Annotated in this window: 20 protein-coding genes; 12 read left to right on the plus strand and 8 right to left on the minus strand. The window is 45.1% G+C overall.

The window, feature by feature from the left end:
* Complete coding sequence (locus tag G9U52_RS19795; RefSeq protein WP_311764897.1) at nucleotides 1-1,116, plus strand: GerAB/ArcD/ProY family transporter; 1,116 nt, start codon at nucleotides 1-3, stop codon at nucleotides 1,114-1,116.
* A gap of 76 nt (nucleotides 1,117-1,192) precedes the next feature.
* Nucleotides 1,193-2,209 carry a Ger(x)C family spore germination protein gene (locus G9U52_RS19800; protein ID WP_243767452.1) on the plus strand — a complete coding sequence of 339 codons (1,017 nt, stop codon included), beginning with the start codon at nucleotides 1,193-1,195 and terminating at the stop codon, nucleotides 2,207-2,209.
* Between the two features lie 46 nt (nucleotides 2,210-2,255).
* Here G9U52_RS19800 and G9U52_RS19805 read toward each other — a convergent pair whose 3' ends face one another.
* The 3 genes from G9U52_RS19805 to G9U52_RS19815 form a co-directional block, all read right to left on the minus strand.
* Nucleotides 2,256-4,118 (minus strand): CotH kinase family protein, encoded by a 1,863-nt coding sequence (locus G9U52_RS19805; RefSeq protein ID WP_311764898.1) that lies wholly within the window; start codon nucleotides 4,116-4,118, stop codon nucleotides 2,256-2,258.
* Nucleotides 4,119-4,214: 96 nt separating this feature from the next.
* Nucleotides 4,215-4,982, minus strand: a complete 768-nt coding sequence (locus G9U52_RS19810; RefSeq protein ID WP_166152371.1) for a DUF4956 domain-containing protein — start codon at nucleotides 4,980-4,982, stop codon at nucleotides 4,215-4,217.
* A 1-nt stretch (nucleotide 4,983) separates the two neighbouring features.
* The gene (locus G9U52_RS19815; protein WP_166152372.1) at nucleotides 4,984-5,697 is read right to left on the minus strand and encodes a polyphosphate polymerase domain-containing protein; all 714 of its coding nucleotides are present in this window, start codon (nucleotides 5,695-5,697) and stop codon (nucleotides 4,984-4,986) included.
* Nucleotides 5,698-5,910: 213 nt separating this feature from the next.
* Here G9U52_RS19815 and G9U52_RS19820 point away from each other — a divergent pair, with 213 nt between their 5' ends.
* From G9U52_RS19820 to G9U52_RS19865, 10 genes are all read left to right on the plus strand, one after another.
* Nucleotides 5,911-7,191: a purple acid phosphatase family protein gene (locus G9U52_RS19820; protein ID WP_243767453.1), complete on the plus strand. Its 1,281-nt coding sequence runs from the start codon at nucleotides 5,911-5,913 to the stop codon at nucleotides 7,189-7,191.
* A 367-nt stretch (nucleotides 7,192-7,558) separates the two neighbouring features.
* The gene (locus G9U52_RS19825) at nucleotides 7,559-8,470 is read left to right on the plus strand and encodes a dihydrodipicolinate synthase family protein (protein ID WP_166152373.1); all 912 of its coding nucleotides are present in this window, start codon (nucleotides 7,559-7,561) and stop codon (nucleotides 8,468-8,470) included.
* A gap of 5 nt (nucleotides 8,471-8,475) precedes the next feature.
* Complete coding sequence (locus G9U52_RS19830; RefSeq protein ID WP_166152374.1) at nucleotides 8,476-9,123, plus strand: SGNH/GDSL hydrolase family protein; 648 nt, start codon at nucleotides 8,476-8,478, stop codon at nucleotides 9,121-9,123.
* A 7-nt stretch (nucleotides 9,124-9,130) separates the two neighbouring features.
* On the plus strand, nucleotides 9,131-10,549 hold the full coding sequence (locus tag G9U52_RS19835; protein ID WP_166152375.1) for an ABC transporter substrate-binding protein: 1,419 nt from the start codon (nucleotides 9,131-9,133) through the stop codon (nucleotides 10,547-10,549).
* 70 nt (nucleotides 10,550-10,619) lie between these two features.
* Nucleotides 10,620-11,498, plus strand: a complete 879-nt coding sequence (locus G9U52_RS19840; RefSeq protein WP_166152376.1) for a carbohydrate ABC transporter permease — start codon at nucleotides 10,620-10,622, stop codon at nucleotides 11,496-11,498.
* A 13-nt stretch (nucleotides 11,499-11,511) separates the two neighbouring features.
* Nucleotides 11,512-12,354 carry a carbohydrate ABC transporter permease gene (locus G9U52_RS19845; protein WP_166152377.1) on the plus strand — a complete coding sequence of 281 codons (843 nt, stop codon included), beginning with the start codon at nucleotides 11,512-11,514 and terminating at the stop codon, nucleotides 12,352-12,354.
* Nucleotides 12,355-12,380: 26 nt separating this feature from the next.
* Nucleotides 12,381-13,070, plus strand: coding sequence for an N-acetylmannosamine-6-phosphate 2-epimerase (locus G9U52_RS19850; protein ID WP_166152378.1), 690 nt, complete (start codon nucleotides 12,381-12,383; stop codon nucleotides 13,068-13,070).
* Nucleotides 13,071-13,073: 3 nt separating this feature from the next.
* Nucleotides 13,074-13,955, plus strand: a complete 882-nt coding sequence (locus G9U52_RS19855) for an ROK family protein (RefSeq protein ID WP_311764899.1) — start codon at nucleotides 13,074-13,076, stop codon at nucleotides 13,953-13,955.
* A gap of 70 nt (nucleotides 13,956-14,025) precedes the next feature.
* The gene (locus G9U52_RS19860; protein ID WP_166152379.1) at nucleotides 14,026-14,880 is read left to right on the plus strand and encodes a MurR/RpiR family transcriptional regulator; all 855 of its coding nucleotides are present in this window, start codon (nucleotides 14,026-14,028) and stop codon (nucleotides 14,878-14,880) included.
* A 55-nt stretch (nucleotides 14,881-14,935) separates the two neighbouring features.
* Nucleotides 14,936-15,403, plus strand: coding sequence for a NanQ anomerase/TabA/YiaL family protein (locus tag G9U52_RS19865; RefSeq protein ID WP_166152380.1), 468 nt, complete (start codon nucleotides 14,936-14,938; stop codon nucleotides 15,401-15,403).
* A gap of 123 nt (nucleotides 15,404-15,526) precedes the next feature.
* On the opposite strand, the gene G9U52_RS19870 is transcribed toward G9U52_RS19865, so the two are convergent.
* The 5 genes from G9U52_RS19870 to G9U52_RS19890 form a co-directional block, all read right to left on the minus strand.
* A complete protein-coding gene (locus tag G9U52_RS19870; RefSeq protein WP_166152381.1) occupies nucleotides 15,527-16,138 on the minus strand; it encodes an alpha/beta hydrolase in 612 nt (203 codons plus the stop codon).
* Nucleotides 16,135-17,085 (minus strand): ring-cleaving dioxygenase, encoded by a 951-nt coding sequence (locus G9U52_RS19875; RefSeq protein WP_166152382.1) that lies wholly within the window; start codon nucleotides 17,083-17,085, stop codon nucleotides 16,135-16,137. Before G9U52_RS19875 ends, G9U52_RS19870 begins: the two co-directional genes overlap by 4 nt.
* Nucleotides 17,086-17,155: 70 nt before the next feature.
* On the minus strand, nucleotides 17,156-17,782 hold the full coding sequence (locus tag G9U52_RS19880) for a nitroreductase family protein (protein WP_166152383.1): 627 nt from the start codon (nucleotides 17,780-17,782) through the stop codon (nucleotides 17,156-17,158).
* 68 nt (nucleotides 17,783-17,850) lie between these two features.
* A complete protein-coding gene (locus G9U52_RS19885) occupies nucleotides 17,851-18,303 on the minus strand; it encodes a MarR family winged helix-turn-helix transcriptional regulator (RefSeq protein WP_166152384.1) in 453 nt (150 codons plus the stop codon).
* A gap of 117 nt (nucleotides 18,304-18,420) precedes the next feature.
* Nucleotides 18,421-19,110 carry a dioxygenase family protein gene (locus tag G9U52_RS19890; RefSeq protein WP_166152385.1) on the minus strand — a complete coding sequence of 230 codons (690 nt, stop codon included), beginning with the start codon at nucleotides 19,108-19,110 and terminating at the stop codon, nucleotides 18,421-18,423.
* Nucleotides 19,111-19,280 lie beyond the last annotated feature (170 nt).

Here is a 19,280-nt window from a genome sequence, read left to right on the forward strand (position 1 = left end):
GTGCCCCACTCTTCTTTATTCGAGAAAAAGGCTATCTATGGCGGCGTGTACACCATCTTTTTGATGAATCGGCTGCAAATTCTTTATTTTGTTTTGATCATGCCTATGTATTTGACCTTTCCCTATATGATCGGGGGCATCATCGCCGTAGGCCTGTTGTCGCAGCTCAACCTAGTTATCCTATCCAAATGGTTTGCCTCTGTTTATTCTACAAGGGGATATGAAGGATTCGTGCAGCTCTTTGGTGCAAAGGCGGTCCGCGTGCTTGCTTGCCTCGGCCTCTGTATCCTCCTTATTAAAATAACCGTGATTACATTGGGCTATGTCGATGTTTTGCATCAATTTATATTTCCATCGATGAGTAAAATATGGCTGCTATTATTTAGCTTTCTTATGGGTTGTTACTTAGCCCTGCAAGGGATGGATAATATGATCCGCTTTGTTATTATTATTTTTTTGGGTACCGTATGGATTACTGTCTTATTCCTTCCCGTCTTTTCTTTACCCTCAGTTTCCATTCATAATTTATACCCGTTGATTCCCTACGATTGGTCTATGCACTCCTGGAAATCATTGTTAATGATGTTCTCCGCTTTGTCCGGTCCGGAATATTTGATCTTCTTGGCACCTTGGCTACACCCGCAAAAGCAGACGTTATCCTCTTTGACATGGGCTAATGCAGGTACGGTGATCGAACATTTGTTTTTATTTATTATAAGTTTACTATTTTATGGCTCCAGTTATTTGAGCAGGATCAGTTTTCCAATCGTTAATATAAGCCGTTACCTGCAATCCCCCGTTTTTGAGCGAGTGGATGTCATATTGCTATCGATCCATATGGCTGCCTTCGTCTATGCGCTCGCCCTCTTCCTGTTAATCTGTTATGGGGCTACCAGAATCACGCTCGGAAACGTACACAAGCCAACGACTTTAATCGGTTTCCTGTTGACCCCTTTACTGATATTTCTTTGGCTAGCTTTGGCAAGTCATTATTGGGACGGAGCATTCGGTATAAAGCTATGGACGGAGCTGCAAATCTGGCTGGGTGCGTCCACCTATGCATTAATTCCCACAGTGCTGCTGATTGCCGTGAAACGTAACAAGGGGCGTGCCTAATATGAATCGGTTCAAGAAACTAATGTTAAGGGCTGTCGTCGGAAGCCTTCTTATCGTCAATGGGTGCTCCCCTTATATGGAAAATAATACAATCGAAGAGCTAGCCCCTGTCATTTTTTGGTCCATCAGTAACGGAGAAAACGGGAAATTTACCATTAGCACCTTGGTACCGCCCCTGATTAACGAAAAAAAACGTCTGCTCAGCCAGCAGGTGGACCTAATGAAGCAAGGCATCCAAGGCTTTAATCTGATCCACTATCGGGAAATGAAGCTTGGACAGCTTCGCATGTTGTTTATTCAAGATGATGTCGCCAAAAAAGGGTTGATCCCGCTGCTTAACATGATTTCCATGGATCCGAATATTACTCAGCGTCTTTATCTGGTCATTGTTCAAGGAAATTTCGACGAGTACATAGCTAGCCAGCTAATAAAACAAGAAAACCTCGATTATTTTCTTTACCGCATGTTCCATCACTACGAGAGAAATAACCAAGGCGAAATCACCGTGGTCAATCTGCACCAGTATTTGAAAAGGCTGTACACCCCCTATTCTGACCCGATTTTACCTGTTTTTAAAGTCAATAAAGAAAATTTTGCATACAAAGGAACAGCTGTTTTTAAAGATGATAAGCTTATCACGACAGCCACACATATCGACGACCACATCTTCCAGCTCATCAGTAACGATTATTATCTCAAGCTTCTCCCCATCCCGGAGCTGTCCGTTTCTATTGGCCAGCTTCGCTCTCATGTTGATATGAAATTCAATGAAGATTATTCGTCGCTATCTGTTAAAGTTGATCTATCCGGTCGTATTGAGGATTATCAGGCCGATATGCAAGTCCTCGACCAGGGACAGCTACTTCGGCTTAATCAAGAGGTGGAACGGTATATGGAGACGCATACCTCTGACTTGCTTGTTAAATTGCAGAAGCTAAAGGTTGACCCTATACAAATAGGAAACCTCACTCTGGCTCCGTTTAGGCAGCCTATGAGTGAGGAGACTTGGTTAAGCTATTGGGAAAAAATGAAGTTTGAGGTTGATTATGAGATGCGCTTGGAAACCTTGACCATTGACAATAAGGACAAGTAAAGGGCCAAATTAACTAACCTAGCTAGCCCGTATTGAGAGATAGCGGCTACAGCCTTCTTCTTTTGTAGAGTGCCACGAACAGGCAGGATAACAGAAGCAGGACAAATGCTGAGCCTGCAGCTATAGCTTCTTTGGCGCTTCCCTGTGGCTGTGCATTTTGCGCACCAAACCCGCCACCGCCGGGTCCGCCGCCCATGCCTCCGCCGCCGGGAGCGCCACCCATGCCGCCAGGAGGGCCTCCTTGGCCGCCCTGCCTTTGCCCTTGGCCAGCATTGCCGGCTGGAGCGCCTGGGGCACCCTGCGCCGCTGGTGCGGCTGCGCCTTGGGCACCCTGCGCAGCTGGTGCGGCTGCACCTTGGGCGAGCTGCGCCGCTGGTGCGGCTGCGCCTTGGGCACCCTGCGCTGCTGGTGCGGCTGCGCCTTGGGCAAGCTGCGCCGCTGGTGCGGCTGCGCCTTGGGCGCCCTGCGCTGCTGGTGCGGCTGCGCCTTGGGCGAGCTGCGCTGCTGGTGCGGCTGCGCCTTGGGCGAGCTGCGCTGCTGGTGCGGCTGCGCCTTGGGCGAGCTGCGCCGCTGGTGCGGCTGCGCCTTGGGCGCCCTGCGCTGCTGGTGCGGCTGCGCCTGGCTTACCGCCACCCATGCCGCCACCGCCGCCCATGCCACCGCCCATGCCGCCGCCCATGCCACCGCCCATACCGCCGCCGCTGCCTGTGCCATCGCCTGACGATGGGCTAGTTCCAGCCAGTTGCTTCGCAATCGTTTCAGTCTGCTGAGTGGCAAACGTCGTTAACTGCGTAACTCCCTGCTGATACTCCGCATAGGTGTAGAAAGCGGTAGGATCCTTTTCGACATAGCTCGAGATCAGCTTCGACAGCTCTTGAACCCGGGCTGCGAATACATCGTTCGACAAGTAGCCTTGGATGCTATCGGTCAAATATTGATGGTACTTTTGTTTATAGGCATCGACTTTAAGCAGCTTGTCGACCAGCGGGCGCTCTGCTAAGCTCCCTTGCGTAGGTTCATCAATCAGTATGCCTGATCCGCCAAGTCCACCGAAAGCCATATTATAATCCCAAGGCAATATCGAGAATACTCCTTCATCTTCATACAAATAATAGTTATGCTTATTGCTGCCCAAATAGCTGTCCATATTAGCTGTTAACACATTCAGGGCAATGAATTTAAGGGTTTCATCCACATCCAGTACCTTCTCATAATCAGTGCCTGTGTTTAGCTCCTTCAGCATATCAAGAATGACAGCATCATTGGACGATTCTGATTTCAAATCCAAGCCCATATAGGCTTCAAGCGTTTCCAACCATGTTAATTCACTGCCTGTCCCACCGTTAGCTTTGTAGAGGGCACCATAGGCGTTACCAAAATTACGCTCCAGATAAGACTCACCAATTTGTTCGACTGCCAGGTAAAAGCCTTTGAGCTCACCATTAATATACACATTAATAAAGGAATATTCGGGAGTTGGCAGCCCCATACTTTCAGCCAATTCATAGGTCAGAAACTCCCGCATGTAGGAATTATCACTGTAATTATTGTTAAGGTTAATCTTAGTAAGACCGAATAAATTTTGGCTAGTTATATACTCGTCGAACGCAATCTTGAAGCTGTAACGGTCAGAATCGGAGCTGACCACGCTTCTTAAGCTCAGGTTTCCTTTTGTGCGAATCGCCACATTGTCAAAATGCTGGCCATTGTAATCGACGGATGCAGTTTTATATTCTTCATTGCTGGCATTGTCCAGCATATCCTGAAAATCGGCCGCTGCCAGCGTTATTTTCACATCCACAACACGGTCTTTAGGAAACACACTAGTTTCTACACTTTGCTGATTTTTCGATGCTGTTGAGGATACGGCGGTTACTGCACTGCTTATGCTGGACCAGCTATCAGCCACCGAACAGCCCGTTATCCCAAAAGCGAGAACTTAACAGCATCGGCATCCACTTTGCTTTCATGTTTAACAGCCTCCTTTCTTGCACAAATGTCCAGCTTAAGACACATAATCACCACTATAGCTGATAAGCACGGCACTTTTGACACCATTCAGTCCAGAGATTTGGTTTACAAATTGACCTTCGTTATCATTCAATCGCACTTCAAGTGTCGTTTCGATGTTTCCACGTGTCACTGTTTTTTGCTTAACGTTATATCTTTTCACTAATTTGCCTACAAGCGTATGGATTTCCTTTTCACTTTCATCTCCATCGCAGTTAATAACGAGTAAATAAGGAGTTTCGAAGGACGTTTTTTTGATGAAAAGAAACATGACCACACCGATAATAGCCGATCCTGCAAAAGCTAATGTATAAAAGCCAGCTCCTGAGACAATACCCGCGGCCGCAGCCCAGAACAGGAAAATCAGGTCAGTTGGATCTTTGATTGGTGTACGGAAACGAACAATCGAGAGCGCACCGACCATCCCGAGTGATAACACCAGGTTGGAGTTAACGGCGATAATGACCATTGCTGTTACCATCGTCATGCCGATTAACGATATATTGAAGCTTTTCGAATACAATACACCGCTGAATACCCGTTTATAGAGCAAATAAATGAAAAATCCGATAAAAAAGGCAACCGCCAACGAAAGCAGCATCTTGGTCAAATCGATATCGGATACAAAGTTATTGACGACTGAATTTTTTATAATATCTGTAAAATTAGTAGCGGCAGTAGTGGCATTTGTTGCCGCATTGGCGGCAGTAGCCGCAGGCGTAGCTGTAGCAGCCACCACGTTTGTTGAAATTGTTGTATCCATATTAATAATCCTCCCACGTGTTAGATTTGAGAAATTTTCGACAAATTACATATTTAGAAGCGGACTGCCTGTTTAAACCTTCATTCTGGAGAGCCGCCCGGATATACTCTGGAAGATACTCATCATACTTGACCTCAAGGATCGTCTGATTCTCATCAATAGCCCGTATCGGATACAGCTTTTTGTCAAATATGTCTATTGCATGCAGGCCTGTTCTTAATTCTTTATCGAACGTGATTCGGACATTGCCGTTGTGGCAAACAAAAGGCTCACGGATATATTCGACGATCACCTTGGGCCGCAGCAGCTTGTGCTTCATTTCCTGGTACAATTCCATGAATAGTGGCTTGCTAGGATCATTCAGCACTTCATAATCGCCTGCAATAATGGCATCGTACATATCACGAGTAAGCGGTTCTTTGATCTTCGCGATATAATCGTTACGTTTGATTTTTTTCTCAAAGTGGATGACATTGTCTTCGACATTGTAAATACGTATGCGGTACTTAGCCCGGTCGCGGACTCCGCCCAACTTCTCGTGGAGTGCCTTGTTATTCACATCATCAAAGTATAAGCTTCGGATATGATACTCCCCAGTTGGCCCGGCATTCTTATCTGGGCTCATTAGGCTTTTTAGCCTTTGGCGAATAATAAAAAATTGATGGTGGTTAATTAAATATTTCATCTCATGACGATATTTTAGTTGTGTATTCATATGGCACCTCTTCTTATTAAGCTCCAACTATCGGGATGGGAACTTCTTTGGCAGGCTCTAAGCAGCCTTTGCTTGCCTCTTGCTTACAAACCTATCTTAACTTGCTTAACTGAACTCTTTCTAAATAACAACTGAATGCAAACTGAATGTTTACAATCCCTTAACAATTGGTGTATAGAATTGGAAGGGGTCATAAAGGGGGAATGAGCAAGCATGGGAAAATATACAGAGCCCGTCTGGATTGCAGCCTTAGCGCTTATTATGGTTGTGGTTGTGGTCACAGCGGTTATTGTACAAAGGGGCGACTCGTCCACACCAACGCCAGCAACGAATTCGGCATCCTCAGCCACATCTATCCAGCCCAAGTCCGTAGTCACGACATTTAACGGCGATGCCCGTACAACTCGCGGCTTCACTTGGTACACGGAGAGCACGGATACGGCTACCCATCTCCAACTGGTGAAGGGTGGGGCTACAACGTTCACCGATCCTAACATCATCGAATTCACTGGCACTACAACCACTTTGCAAACGGGAAAAAAACAAGTCCAAAGCATCCATAAAGTGCTGGTAACGAACCTTGCGCCAGGCACGGAATATGCTTATAGGGTTGGGGATCAAACGAAGCAAAGCTGGAGTGAGCCTGTAATTTTCAACACAGAAGCCCAGCGGGCGGAGGCTTTCACGTTCCTTAACGTGTCTGACTCTCAAGGGATTTCGGAGAGTGATTTCGAGCTATGGGGCCATACTTTGGATGGAGCCTTTGCTAAATTTCCGAAGGCCGAGTTTATTGTCCATAATGGCGATTTAGTGGAGGAGCCCGAGGATGAAACAGCATGGGATTATTTTTTCGGTAAAACGCGGAGTTGGCTGAAGCAGATTCCTCTCATGCCGGTCACAGGCAACCATGATGAGGTGGATGGGGTAGCCGACCGCTATTTATCACATTTTTATTTACCAGATAACGGGCCTAAAGGTTCAATACCAGGTACTGCCTATTCCTTCGATTACGGGAATGCCCATATAGCCGTGCTGAATACAGAATCGAATTTCGAGGCGCAAACGAAGTGGCTGCGGGAAGACCTTGCCCGTACAAATCAGCCTTGGAAGCTCATAGCTATGCATCGGGGTGCCTACGGCGGTAATGCTTATAAAAAGGTCGAGAAATGGATAGCCGTCTTTGATGAGTTTAAAGTAGATTTGGTGCTGCAAGGGCATAACCATGAATATTCGAGATCTTATCCCCTCAGGAACGGCATCAAGGTGGGTGATGGCGAGCAAGCCGCCCTAAATCGAGAGGGTACTGTCTACGTCGTAACCAATACGGCTGGGGCGAAGTTTAACGAAAAAAAAGACGACCTCTTCTACCATAAGGTCCATCTCCAGAACGGGAAGCAGATGTTTGCGGGGATCACAATCGAAGGGGATAAGTTAACCTATCAGGCTTACGATATCGAAGGCAATCTCGTGGACAGCTTCGTTATTCAGCACTAAGACCCCACACCCCTGTCCTCGCCAACGCTCAGAGGTAGGGGTCAGCACACACAAAGGACCGTCCGATACTCTATCGGACGGTTTTTCTTATACTTTGAAACGGCAGCTAAAGCTGATTATCTTCTAGTTTTAAGATAAAGAATTTCTATTTACATATTAGATGAGTAGATGATTAATAATAAGGCGGAGGCAGTAAGGCAGTCACTCAACAATCAATAACCGAGCTTCTAACTTCATTATTTTCGATGGGTATAATACTGGTGGAAATAATTTTCATTATATTAAAATTGGTGAAATTAATTTACATTGTCGAATATTTGTGATATGTTATCAATGTTAACATTATAAAAACCAGGAGGGGAATTCGTTGAGATTAGAAAAGTTTCATGGAATCATACCGGCCTTTTATGCATGCTATGATGATCAAGGAAATATCTCAGAAGCCCGCACTAAAAATTTATGTGATTATTTATATGAGAAAAAGGTTCAAGGCGTCTATGTCGGAGGAAGTTCCGGCGAGTGCATTTACCAAAACCTTGAAGAACGTAAAGCAGTATTCAGCTATGTTGCGAAGTATTTGAAAGGCAAAATGACATTAATCGCCCATGTGGGTGCACCTTCCACGAGAGACAGTGTTGAATTGGCAAAACATGCAGCAGAATTGGGATATGATGCTTTATCTGCGATTCCACCTATTTATTTCAAATTACCTGACAGTGCTGTATATAAATATTGGAGCGAAATTATCGAAGCAACGCCACTAGATTTTATTATTTATAATATTCCTCAAACAACAGGATACACGTTGACAACAGCGTTATTCGAGAAGCTTCTTGTGAACAAAAAGGTTATTGGTGTTAAAAACTCATCGATGCCAACGATGGATATCGAACGCTTCAAAAGAGCTGGCGGAGACGATGTTATCGTATTCAACGGTCCTGATGAGCAATACGTTGCTGGAAGAATCATGGGCGCTGATGGTGGGATTGGCGGCACTTATAGTGCGATGCCCGAATTATTCTTACAAGCTAATGAATTCGTTAAACAAGGTAAGTTTGAAGAAGCCAAACAGATCCAAAGCACTATCAATGACATCATTATCGCTTTGTGCTCACAAAAGGGCTCCATGTACGCAGTAATCAAAGAAGTCCTTAATAGAAGAGGCGTAAACGTAGGTAGTGTAAGGGCACCGCTGGAAGGAATAACCAACGAGGATTCCGGTCCAATCGATGGCATTATTCAAATGATCGATCAGGCTATTGTACGTTTTTGCAAGTGATGCCCATGAAAAAGACGATTGTATGTTTCGGGGACTCCAATACTTGGGGCTACGATGCGGAAACCAATTTGAGGTTCGATGAGGATACGCGATGGACGTCTCTTCTCGCTTCTCATCTTGGGAGTCCGTACCGTGTGATAGAAGAAGGCCTCAGCGGTAGAACGAGTGTATGTGATGACCCTTTAACGGAGGGGCTGTCGGGGTTATCTTATCTCTATCCGTGTTTAATGTCCCATTCACCCTTGCATTTGGTTGTGATCATGCTCGGAACCAATGACACGAAGGAACGTTTCGGTTTAACATCTTACAACATCGCACAAGGTATCGTAAGACTCGCGAAGAAAGCCAGAGGAACCGCTTCAGGCATATCCGGTCAGGCTCCAGAAGTTCTAGTTATTGCTCCACCTCCGATCGGAGAGAAGTATATCGACACACCCATAGGCAAACCGATGGGGAGTCAGTGCAGCGCAAAATCGTTGGAGCTGGCTGAACACCTGGAAAATCTGCTTAAAGGGACGGGCATTTATTTTGCAGATTCAAAATCGTATGTCTCCATGAATGAGATCGACTACATGCATCTTAATCTGGATGGGCATCAAAAAATGGCTAACTTTATGCGGGGTCAGATCACAAGTATTTTAAACGAGAGGTAGTGTATACATGAAAAGAAAGCGCCTACTTATATCTGCTAGTGCTCTATTGATGTTGACTTCGGCTATTGCGGGATGTTCGAGCGGCAATAATGAAGCTAACAGTGGAACCGGAACCGATGCGGGATCGACTGCTACTGGGAAAAAGGTTGAACTCAAGGTTTGGCTGACGCCTCAGTGGAAAGGTGTCTTGGATGCTTCGGAACCGGGCGCCGACTATGACAGCTTTTTGAAATACGCAGCTCAGAAATTTTCGGCACAATACACGAAATATGATGCGAAAATCAACGTGGAAGTGATTGCCGGCGATCAGCGTGATCAGCTTCTCAACGTTAATTTAAGCAGTGGAACAGCTCCAGATGTCTTCTTCGAGAGTATTTTTGCAATGGGGGATTATGCTCACCGTGGCGCATTGGTACCGTTAAACGATATTGTGGACGACGCATCTAAAAGCGATATTGCCCAAAGCTACTGGGATGCTACCACTTTTGGAGATAGTATTTATTTCTATCCATTTCAAAACAATCCAGGAACCTTGGTGTACAATGCAGATATGTTTAAAGCCGCAGGCTTAGATAAGTTCATTGGCGGAGAAAATGAAATTAAAACATGGACTTTAGATGAATACGAACAAATCTTGAAAGGTCTTAAAGACAATCTACCTAAAGATAAGTATTCCAATGCTTACCCAATGTCTTTATTTGCCGTAAATAACCAAGGGGATACATGGAACCTTGCTTATATGAGAATGTTTGGAAACAAATTCTTTGATGATCAGGGGAATATTGCTCTAGATGATGCGAAGGGTGCTAAGGCTGCGGCTTGGTTGAAGAAAATCACAGATGCAGGTTATACGAACCCAGGTCCTGAATCCGTGTCGTCCAATGATGCTAACGGGATGTTCCTGAATCAGCAGCTTGCGATCAGCTTCACGAATCCGATACTGTACAACAACGCGAAAATCGATATGGCTAGCGGTAAATCGACCAAGTTTGATTCACGACTTGCCAACATTCCATCGGAAAGCGGAGATCCACTATCCTTCACCTATGTAGTTGGAGCCAGTGTATTCCAGAATAAAGATGCAACTAAAGTCGAAGTGGCAAAAGATTTTGTTAAATTCTTCTCTAGTGATCCTGAATTGGTGAAATCCTCTAAGAACGGTATTCCTGTAAGAACTTCCGTTTCCGAGGCGTTCAAGAGCGAAAAACCACTGTTTGCTGCATACAATGCCAATTCCAAATATTTGTTTAATTTTACCGGTAACGTTCCGGGATATAGCCAACTAAGGGAAGTTCTTTATCCTGGGCTTCAGGCCTTGTATACAGGAGCCAAAACACCTGAGCAGTTCGTGAAGGAATATCAGGCCAATGGGAACAAGGTTATTAAAACAAATAAAGAGAATTCAGTCATCTACCAAAAAAAGTAATTAAATAAAACGATTAACAGTCTTAGGATCAACAGAGGTCCTAAGGCTGCTAATTAGAAAGGTACAACTTATGAAATTGCGTAATCAATCCACCAAAGAAAGTATTACCGGTTATTTCTTTATCTTGCCGCAGATGCTGATTTTCTTAGTTTTTCTGGTATATCCGATTATTGAAGGCATAAGGCTTAGTTTGTATCAGATCAATTATCAAAGCGAGAAGTTTGTTGGACTGGACAATTACGTGACGCTGTTTAATGATCCTGTATTTTATAAAGCTCTTTTTAATACGGTTGTGTTCGTAGTTTTTATCGTTATCTTAACGGTTGGTTTTGCATTGTTTGTCGCGTCCGCCGTATTCGATAAAAATGCTAAGTATGTCTCATTCATTAGAGGAAGCTACTATATACCCGTAATGGTATCTATGGTCGTTATGAGTATGGTGTGGAGCTTCTTGCTGAATCCTGCTAATGGACTTATTTCCTATTTTTCTAAGGAAATGGGTATGGGGACGGTTAATCTCCTCGGGAAAACACAGACGGTTATGCCGGTTATTATATTCGTAACATTCGTTACAAATGTTGGGCAAGCAATCATCCTGTATATTGCTGCGATGCTCGGTGTTTCTAAAGATCTGTTTGAAGCTGCGGAAGTGGATGGTGCCAGCAGATGGCAAGTTATTTTCAAAATCCTGATTCCTTCTGTCAGATCTACGACGATATACATTGTCATTATCAACATCATTGCGGTTTTGAAAATATTCGTTGTTATCCAGCTCTTAACAGGCGGGGGACCGAATAACTCCTCTGTGACATTAATGTACTATTTATATAATAATGCCTTTAAATTTAATCAACTCGGTACAGCTTCAGCGGTAGGAGTTATTATGTTCGTGATTACATTGTTGTTGTCCATGCCTCAGTTAAGAAGTTTGATTAAGGATGATAAGTAAGGGGGTAGTCAGTATGGCGAAGACAAATAACAAGAAAAAAATGGAAAAATTTGATGTGATATCGAATGTGATCATCTTTCTTCTTGCGCTTTTCAACTTGTTTCCTTTGTATTGGTTATTTACTAGTTCTCTAAAAAACAGCTCGGATGTTGTGAAGATGCCGCCTGACTGGTGGCCTTCTACAATTACTTTCTCCAACTATGCGGATGTGTTTCAAAGCCAACCGGCTTTAAGATGGGCATTCAACAGCTTATATGTATCTGGTGTTACCACAGTCCTTGTTATCATCGTAGGTGCGATGGCTGCATACTCCTTCTCAAAACTTACGTTTAAAGGCAAAGACACCATATTCATCATTTTTATTGCGAGTCTGATGATTCCTAAAGAAATCATGATTGTGCCTTTGTTCCGGATCACACAACAATTCGGGATGGTCAATAGTTTCAACGGGATGATCTGGCCGAACGTCGCTACCGCTTTTGGCGTATTCTTATTAAAAGGTTTTTTCGATGCGACACCGAATGCATTAAGAGAAGCAGCTAGAATTGATGGCGCTGGCGAATGGAAGACTTTTGTTCAGATTATGCTGCCTATTGTTAAACCGGGTATCGGCGCATTATTTATATTGAACTTCGTTCAAGTTTGGAACGATTACTTATGGCAATCCGTCGTAGGTCAAGAGAAAAACATGAAAACTTTGATGGTGGGTACCGCAACCTTGATGCAGGATTTGAATCCGAACTTTGCATATAAGATGGCAGGGGCTACGGTTGCTGCAATTCCGATGCTGTTGATCTTCATATTATTCCAACGGTACTTTACTCAAGGAATGACGGCTGGGGCAGTTAAAGAGTAAATATTATAGGTATGGAGTGGGGATATATGTATACAAAGAAAAATATACTCGAGATGATACAAAAAAAACTGGTTGTTTCTTGTCAAGCACTGCCTGAAGAACCGTTGCATAGCCCATTTATAATGGGAAGAATGGCGTATGCGGCTTACTTGGGTGGAGCCTCAGGCATTCGAGCTAACAGTGTAGCAGATATTAAAGAAATCAAGACAACAGTAGATTTACCCATTATCGGGATCATTAAGCAGGTTTACGAAGGATTTGATGTGTTTATTACCCCTACTATGAAGGAAATCGATGCGCTTTGCCTTGAAGGTGTGGATATGATCGCAATCGATGCGACGGATCGCCCAAGACCGGATGGCTTGACCCTAACGGAACTGTTTACACAAGTAAAAGCCAAGTACAAGGATCAGCTCTTTATGGCGGATTGCTCCACGTATGAAGAAGCGCTTAAGGCTGTTGAGCTTGGGTTTGACACGATCGGGACGACTTTAAGCGGATATACAGCAGCGACAAAAGAGAAGTCTTTGCCTGATTTTGATTTAGTTGAGAAGCTTGTGAATACTATTTCCGTTCCAGTAATTGCAGAAGGCGGCATTTCGACACCTGAGGAACTGAAAAGAATATATGACCTAGGTGTGTATTCGGCGGTGGTGGGGTCTGCCATTACAAGACCGATGGATATCACCCTAAAATTCATGAAGGCTGTTCATTAACCTATGGCGATGAAAATTTTAGCGGCGGATATCGGTGGTACCAACACCAAGATGGGCATCTGTGATGAACGTGGACATATCGATCAATTTAAAGAATATCCCACTGAGAGCCATTTGGGAGGTACCCATGTCATAGAAAGATTGCTTGTCCAGTTGGCAGCGTATCCTGATTACGATGCCATTGCCATCAGTACGGCTGGACAAGTAAATACCGAAGAAGGGTATATTGTTTATGCTAACGAAAATATTCCCAATTACACAGGTATGAAGATTAAAGAGATCGTTGAAAATCGTTTTCACAAGCCGGTCAAGGTAGAGAATGACGTAAATGCTGCTGCACTTGGAGAGGCCTATTTCGGTGCAGCGCAATTGTTTCATGATTTCTTATGCCTTACATTTGGTACGGGAATCGGTGGAGCTATCGTTATCAATCGTCAAATATACCGAGGAGCGAACGGTGTGGCGGCGGAATTTGGCCATATTATTACGCGTCCATTGTCAGAAATGAGCGACGGAACGAAAAAAACTTACTATGAAACTTATGCCTCAACCACAGCCTTGGTACGAATGGCCAAACAAGCGGATTCGGAATGTGTGGACGGGAAAGTTATTTTTGATAAAATAAGACTAGGAAACGAACCATTAAATCAAATTGTACAGTCTTGGGCTGCTGAAGTATCTGTTGGCTTGGCTTCACTCATTCATATTTTCAATCCCGCAGCTATTATTGTAGGGGGCGGTGTGATGGAGCAAGATCACTTAGTTCGTTTAGTTGAGGCACAAACCAAAGATTTGATCATGGAAAGTTTCTCGGACGTCAAAATTCTTAAGGCTTCCCTTGGGAATAAGGCTGGTTTATTAGGTGCGGCATCCCTTTTTCTATAATGATCATGGCGCAGCTGTAACCGTTGGATGTCCTATATATTCGAATCCTGAGGATAAATGAGGTGATAGTTTGCGCGCAATCAATATTTTTACAACGATTAATTCTCAGTACAACAACTTAACAAATACGGAAAAAAAAGTGGCGGACTATGTCCTTGAAAATCCGAAAAGTGTCGTATATATGTCGATTACCGATCTTGCAGATGTTTGCGGAGTTGGAGAATCCAGCATATTCAGGTTTTGTAAGTCATTGAGCTATAAGGGTTATCAGGATTTCAAGATTGCAATAGCACACAGCATCGCTGTGGAAAATGAAATCCCGCAGCTCACTGACAAGGTTCTAATGAATGATACGATCGAACAGGTTGCTTCTAAGGTGCTGGCTACGAATATAAGCGCGTTAAACGAAACGTTTAATTTAATCGATAACTCCATCATCGACCAAGCCATTGACTATTTGCTACAAGCAGAACGAGTCATATTTTTTGGTGTCGGCTCCTCTTTAATGACGGCCATGGAAGCAAAAATTAAATTTATGCGCATTACCAATAAAACAGAATGCACCATCGATTCGCATCTTCAGATGATGTCAGCGGCTTTGATGACCAAACGGGATGTTGCTGTCATTATTTCTTATTCCGGTTCCACCAAGGATATCATTGAAGTGGCGGAGAAGGCGAAGGAATCCGGGGCAATTGTCATTTCAATTACTAGATTTGTGAAGTCTCCGCTGACTTCCTTTTCTGATCTAACATTGCTTTGCGGTGCAAATGAAGGCCCTCTACAGGGGGGGTCATTGTCTGCGAAGATTTCACAGCTCTACCTGTTGGATGTATTGTATGTTGAATATTTCAAAAGATCCTATGAGGTATCCATTAGGAATAAGGAAAGTACGGCGAATTCGGTCGTCGTGAAATTGCTTTGAGTAATTGATTATATTAAACCGTTATCTATACAACGCGTTTGGGGGAAACTGGATCATGATTTTAAGTTCGATGTCATTATGGGAAAATCAACGTAAGTTTGAGCACATAGTTATTGTAAAAGCCATAGAAGCACTCCAAACCATTCTCAAGGAAAATCCCGCTGAAGGACGAATCGAGATCCAAAGCGACCAGATGTACATGTCGCTTATGGAATTCGATGCCAAACCGATGAATGAGCAGCTGGCCGAGAAACACGAGTCGTATATCGATGTTCATTATCTGATCGAAGGTGAAGAGACGATCGGATGGTCATCGCAGCAGGTAGGTGAGGTCTCTGTTAAACCTTATGATAGTGAACAGGATTATGCGTTGTATGACCCGTCGGATGACGAAATTTTGCTTCAATTGAAGCCGGGTATGTTCGCCGTCTTTTTCCCTAATGATATTCACAGACCGGGCATGGGATTAGCGAAGATCAAAAAAGCAGTTATCAAAATTCATGTCGGGTTGTTGTCTTCCTAACAACGTATCTTCTAACCCATAGAATAACAACGAGAAAAAGCCGCTGCGAGTATGCACGGCTTTTTCTCGTTTTGCCTTTGCCGAACCTCTCGAGCATTTCTCGGTAGAATAGCTTGGGAGCCATCATCCCGCAAAATGCTGCTTGTACCAACCAGCCGCCGCATTAACTTCCGATTGGGTTAGCTGGTGACCGAAGTTCTCCCAATGGACAATAACGGGCGCACCTGCACCGCTAAGCAATGCCTGCAATTCCTCAGTCTCCCTTGGAGGGCAGATCGGGTCATTGGTTCCCGCACCTATAAAGCAAGGGGTGCTGGATAAGTCAGGCAGCACCAGCCCGCGTAGGGGTACCATCGGATGGTGCAGCATTGCCCCGCGTAAGGCATCTTGATAGTGGAACAAGAGGCTTCCAACAATATTAGCTCCGTTGGAATAGCCGATGGCTACCAGATTATAGCGGTCAAATTTATAATCGACCGCAGCCTGGTCCAGGAAATCATTCAACTCCTTCGTGCGGAAAATAAGATCCTCCTCGTCGAAGATGCCCTCGGCCAGCCTGCGAAAAAACCTCGGCATGCCATTCTCCAGTACATTGCCCCTGATGCTTAGCACCGATGAAGCTGGCGCTATCAGACTTGCCAGTGGCAATAAATCATGCTCTGTGCCGCCCGTACCATGGAACAGAACCAGCACAGGTGCTTGCAGATCCGAGCCTTGTTGAAAAACATGCTTCATGATGGGTTCGCCTCCAATACTCGCACTTCAATAGGGGGTAAGTTGCCTTCGACCTCGGCACGCTTAGCTTCCAGCCATTCCGGAAGCATCAGCTTCTCGCCAAGAGCCTCCTGCTGCTCGTCACGTGCAAATCCCGGCGGATCGGTGGCAATCTCGAACAAGATGCCGCCTTCCTCGCGGAAGTAAAGCGCATTGAAATATTGTCGGTCTACAATCGGCGTCGGATGGAAGCCGTGCTGCTCTACGTAGCTTCTCCATAATCCGTGCTCATTATCATCCTGGGCACGCCATGCGATATGATGCACGGTACCCGCGCCCCCTGCGCCAAGCTCCATCGGCTTGATATTGACATCGACGATATTACCAAGGTCAGCCGGTGCTTGGTAGCGGGTATAGAAGGCATCCTCCCCGATCTTCTGCAGGCCCATGACCTGCACCAGCAGGCTGCCAGTTCGTTCGGGAGCTGTGCTATACAGCACTGCCCCACCGAAGCCCTTGATTGCTTTGTCAGCAGGAACGCCGCCAAATGACCAAGTGCTTGGCGCCCCTTCTTCACGCTCTACAAGCTCCAGCCGCAGCCCGTCTTTATCCGCAAATTGCAAATAGGTCTGGGAAAACCGTTCCGACTTCGTGAACGAAATACCGAAGCTGTTCAAGCGCTCCTCCCAAAAGCCAAGCGTTCCCGCAGGAACCGCATAAGTGGTAATCCCTACCTGACCCCCGCCGATGCGCCCCTTACGCGAGCCTGCATAAGGAAAAAACGTAATGATCGTGCCAGGGCTTCCCTGCCCATCGCCAAAGTACAGATGGTAAACCTCTGGGGCATCGAAGTTAATCGTTTTTTTAACTAATCTCAAGCCCAGCACTCCCGCATAAAAATCGACCGTTTCCTGCGCATGCCTCACAAAGGCTGTAATATGGTGAATACCTGCAGTTTGCATAGCCATTAGGGCCACTCTCCTTTTATATGAAGATAAATCTTATTGGAATGGGAATTAAGCCTCATGCTCAAATGGGTCAAAACGAATTATAGCTGACGAATTCCCCCACCGGCTTACGGTAGCCGCGCGACCGTTGCTTGCTAGTATCCTCTTTGCCGATTGTAATGATAAGGGCAGGTACATAGGCATCCGGGATATTAAGCGCCTTCGCCAGAGCATCTGCGTCGAATCCGATCATCGGGCAAGTATCCCAGCCCTTGTCCTTGGCGATCAGCATAAGCAGCATCGCGGATAAGCTGGCGCTACGTAGGGCTTCATCCCGCATGGACACTTCGCCCCTGCCTTCATAAAAACTATGCACCATTTCCACCGTGCTGTCATATTCCTGCTTGCTTAGAATGCCCAATTGCAGCATACCTTCGTTAAGCCTGCTTACATCCTTGTAAGCATCCTTATTGCCCAAGACAACAATAACAGCCGATGAGGATTGAACCTTGTATTGCTTGTAGGCAGCTTCATATACCTTGTTTTTCGCTTCCGCCTCTTTAACGACTATGTAATGGGTATGCTGCAAATTAAAGGCGGATGGGGAAAACTTGGTGAGGCTGAAGATCTCCTCCAGCTCCTTGTCCGGTATTTCTACATCCGGCACAAATTTCATAGCAGACCTGCGGGATTTCAAAAGTGTAGTAAAATCGCTCATTATAAATTCCTCCTCATATTGGTTAACCATTTGGCTTACTTGTTACTTTCATACTTGCTAAATACTAGCTATCTAAAGCTCTCCTGGGCAAACTTGCCAAGCTTCTTCAAAAGCTGTGCCGCAACCCGCTTCTCTTCTGCAGTAAGTCCGCTAAGTACTGACTCCAGCACCTCGGTATGCTTCGGAAATACATCCTCAATCCACTGCTTGCCGGCTTCCGTAATTTCTGCAAACACGAGCCTGCGATCCTCGGTACAAGCCTTTCTTGCAACCAGCTTCTTCTGCTCCAGCTTATCAACGACATAAGTAATGTTGCCGCTGCTCATTAATACTTTCCCGCCTATTTGCTGGATTGGCTGTGCGCCTCTGTGGTAAAGCAGCTCCAGAACGCCAAACTCCGTCCGATTCAGACCATGCCCTCGAATATCCCGGTCTGCATGTGCGTTGACCCATTGGCTGGCTCTAGACAATGCGATAAATAGATTCAATGAATCGTTTTTGTCTTGCGGTTCGACCAACATGGATCTTTACCTCCCTGCAATTTATCTCAAATTATTTTATCTTAATTTAAAGATAATATATACACAGCTATTTGTCAATAGCTGCCTGGATATTTTACAGCATCAGCCTTTACCCATCTACCCCAGCTTCAGGACAAAATCTAGCGAAGCCGATTTACTGTTGTCCGCTTGGTCTTTTATATCCATGACTAGCGCTTTGTTGAAAATACTATCTTTGGCATTGCCCGCTTCATTCGGAAAGAAAATTTGGGTCGTCAATATTTTCTGGTTCGGAGCTTGCACCTTCACATGGATATGGCGCGTTCGCCCCGGATACAAGCCCGGCACAACGGTCTCAAGGGTGTACTTCCCCTGATCATCCGTATATTGATGCCCTCTTAGAATGAAGCCTTTATTGTCGTATTCGCCCTTGTCATCGGCTTGCCAAAAATCGACCAATGCATGCTTCACAGGTAAGCAATCTGTAGATAATACATAGCCAGTGAGCGTCAGCTTAATTCCTGCCATCCCCTTCTCTAATAAAGATATCCGCTCGGGGGAATTCGGGGTAAAGTACGGGCCCTCGGTCAGTGCAGGAGAGGGATGGTGGTCGGCACCGCAGGCAGGAGTTGGCTCCAGTGCAGTAGGCTTGGCTGTGGCCGGATCCGTGCCGGGTTTCGCCGCAGGCTCTGTCTTGTTCGTAGTCGTGCCCAGGCTCGGCCAAAGGCCACAGGCGGCCAGCATTAAGGTTGCTGTAACGATAAAGCTGGATTTCATAAAATTACGCCGTGTTAATTTTTCGTTATTATTATTTGGGCTATTACTCATGTGTAACACTCCCTTTCATTCATCTTTCCCGATCATAGCATAGATATCTGAATTTACCCTGAGTATAAACGTTAAATGCAACAATAATGACGATCTCTTTTCACAGAAAAAAGCAGCCATTTAAGCTATGCTTCTTGAATGGCTGCTTTTATTGGGAAGGCTGCTTTTAT

It is taken from the genome of Paenibacillus agricola (genome assembly GCF_011440305.1).
Lineage (GTDB): Bacteria > Bacillota > Bacilli > Paenibacillales > NBRC-103111 > Paenibacillus_S > Paenibacillus_S agricola.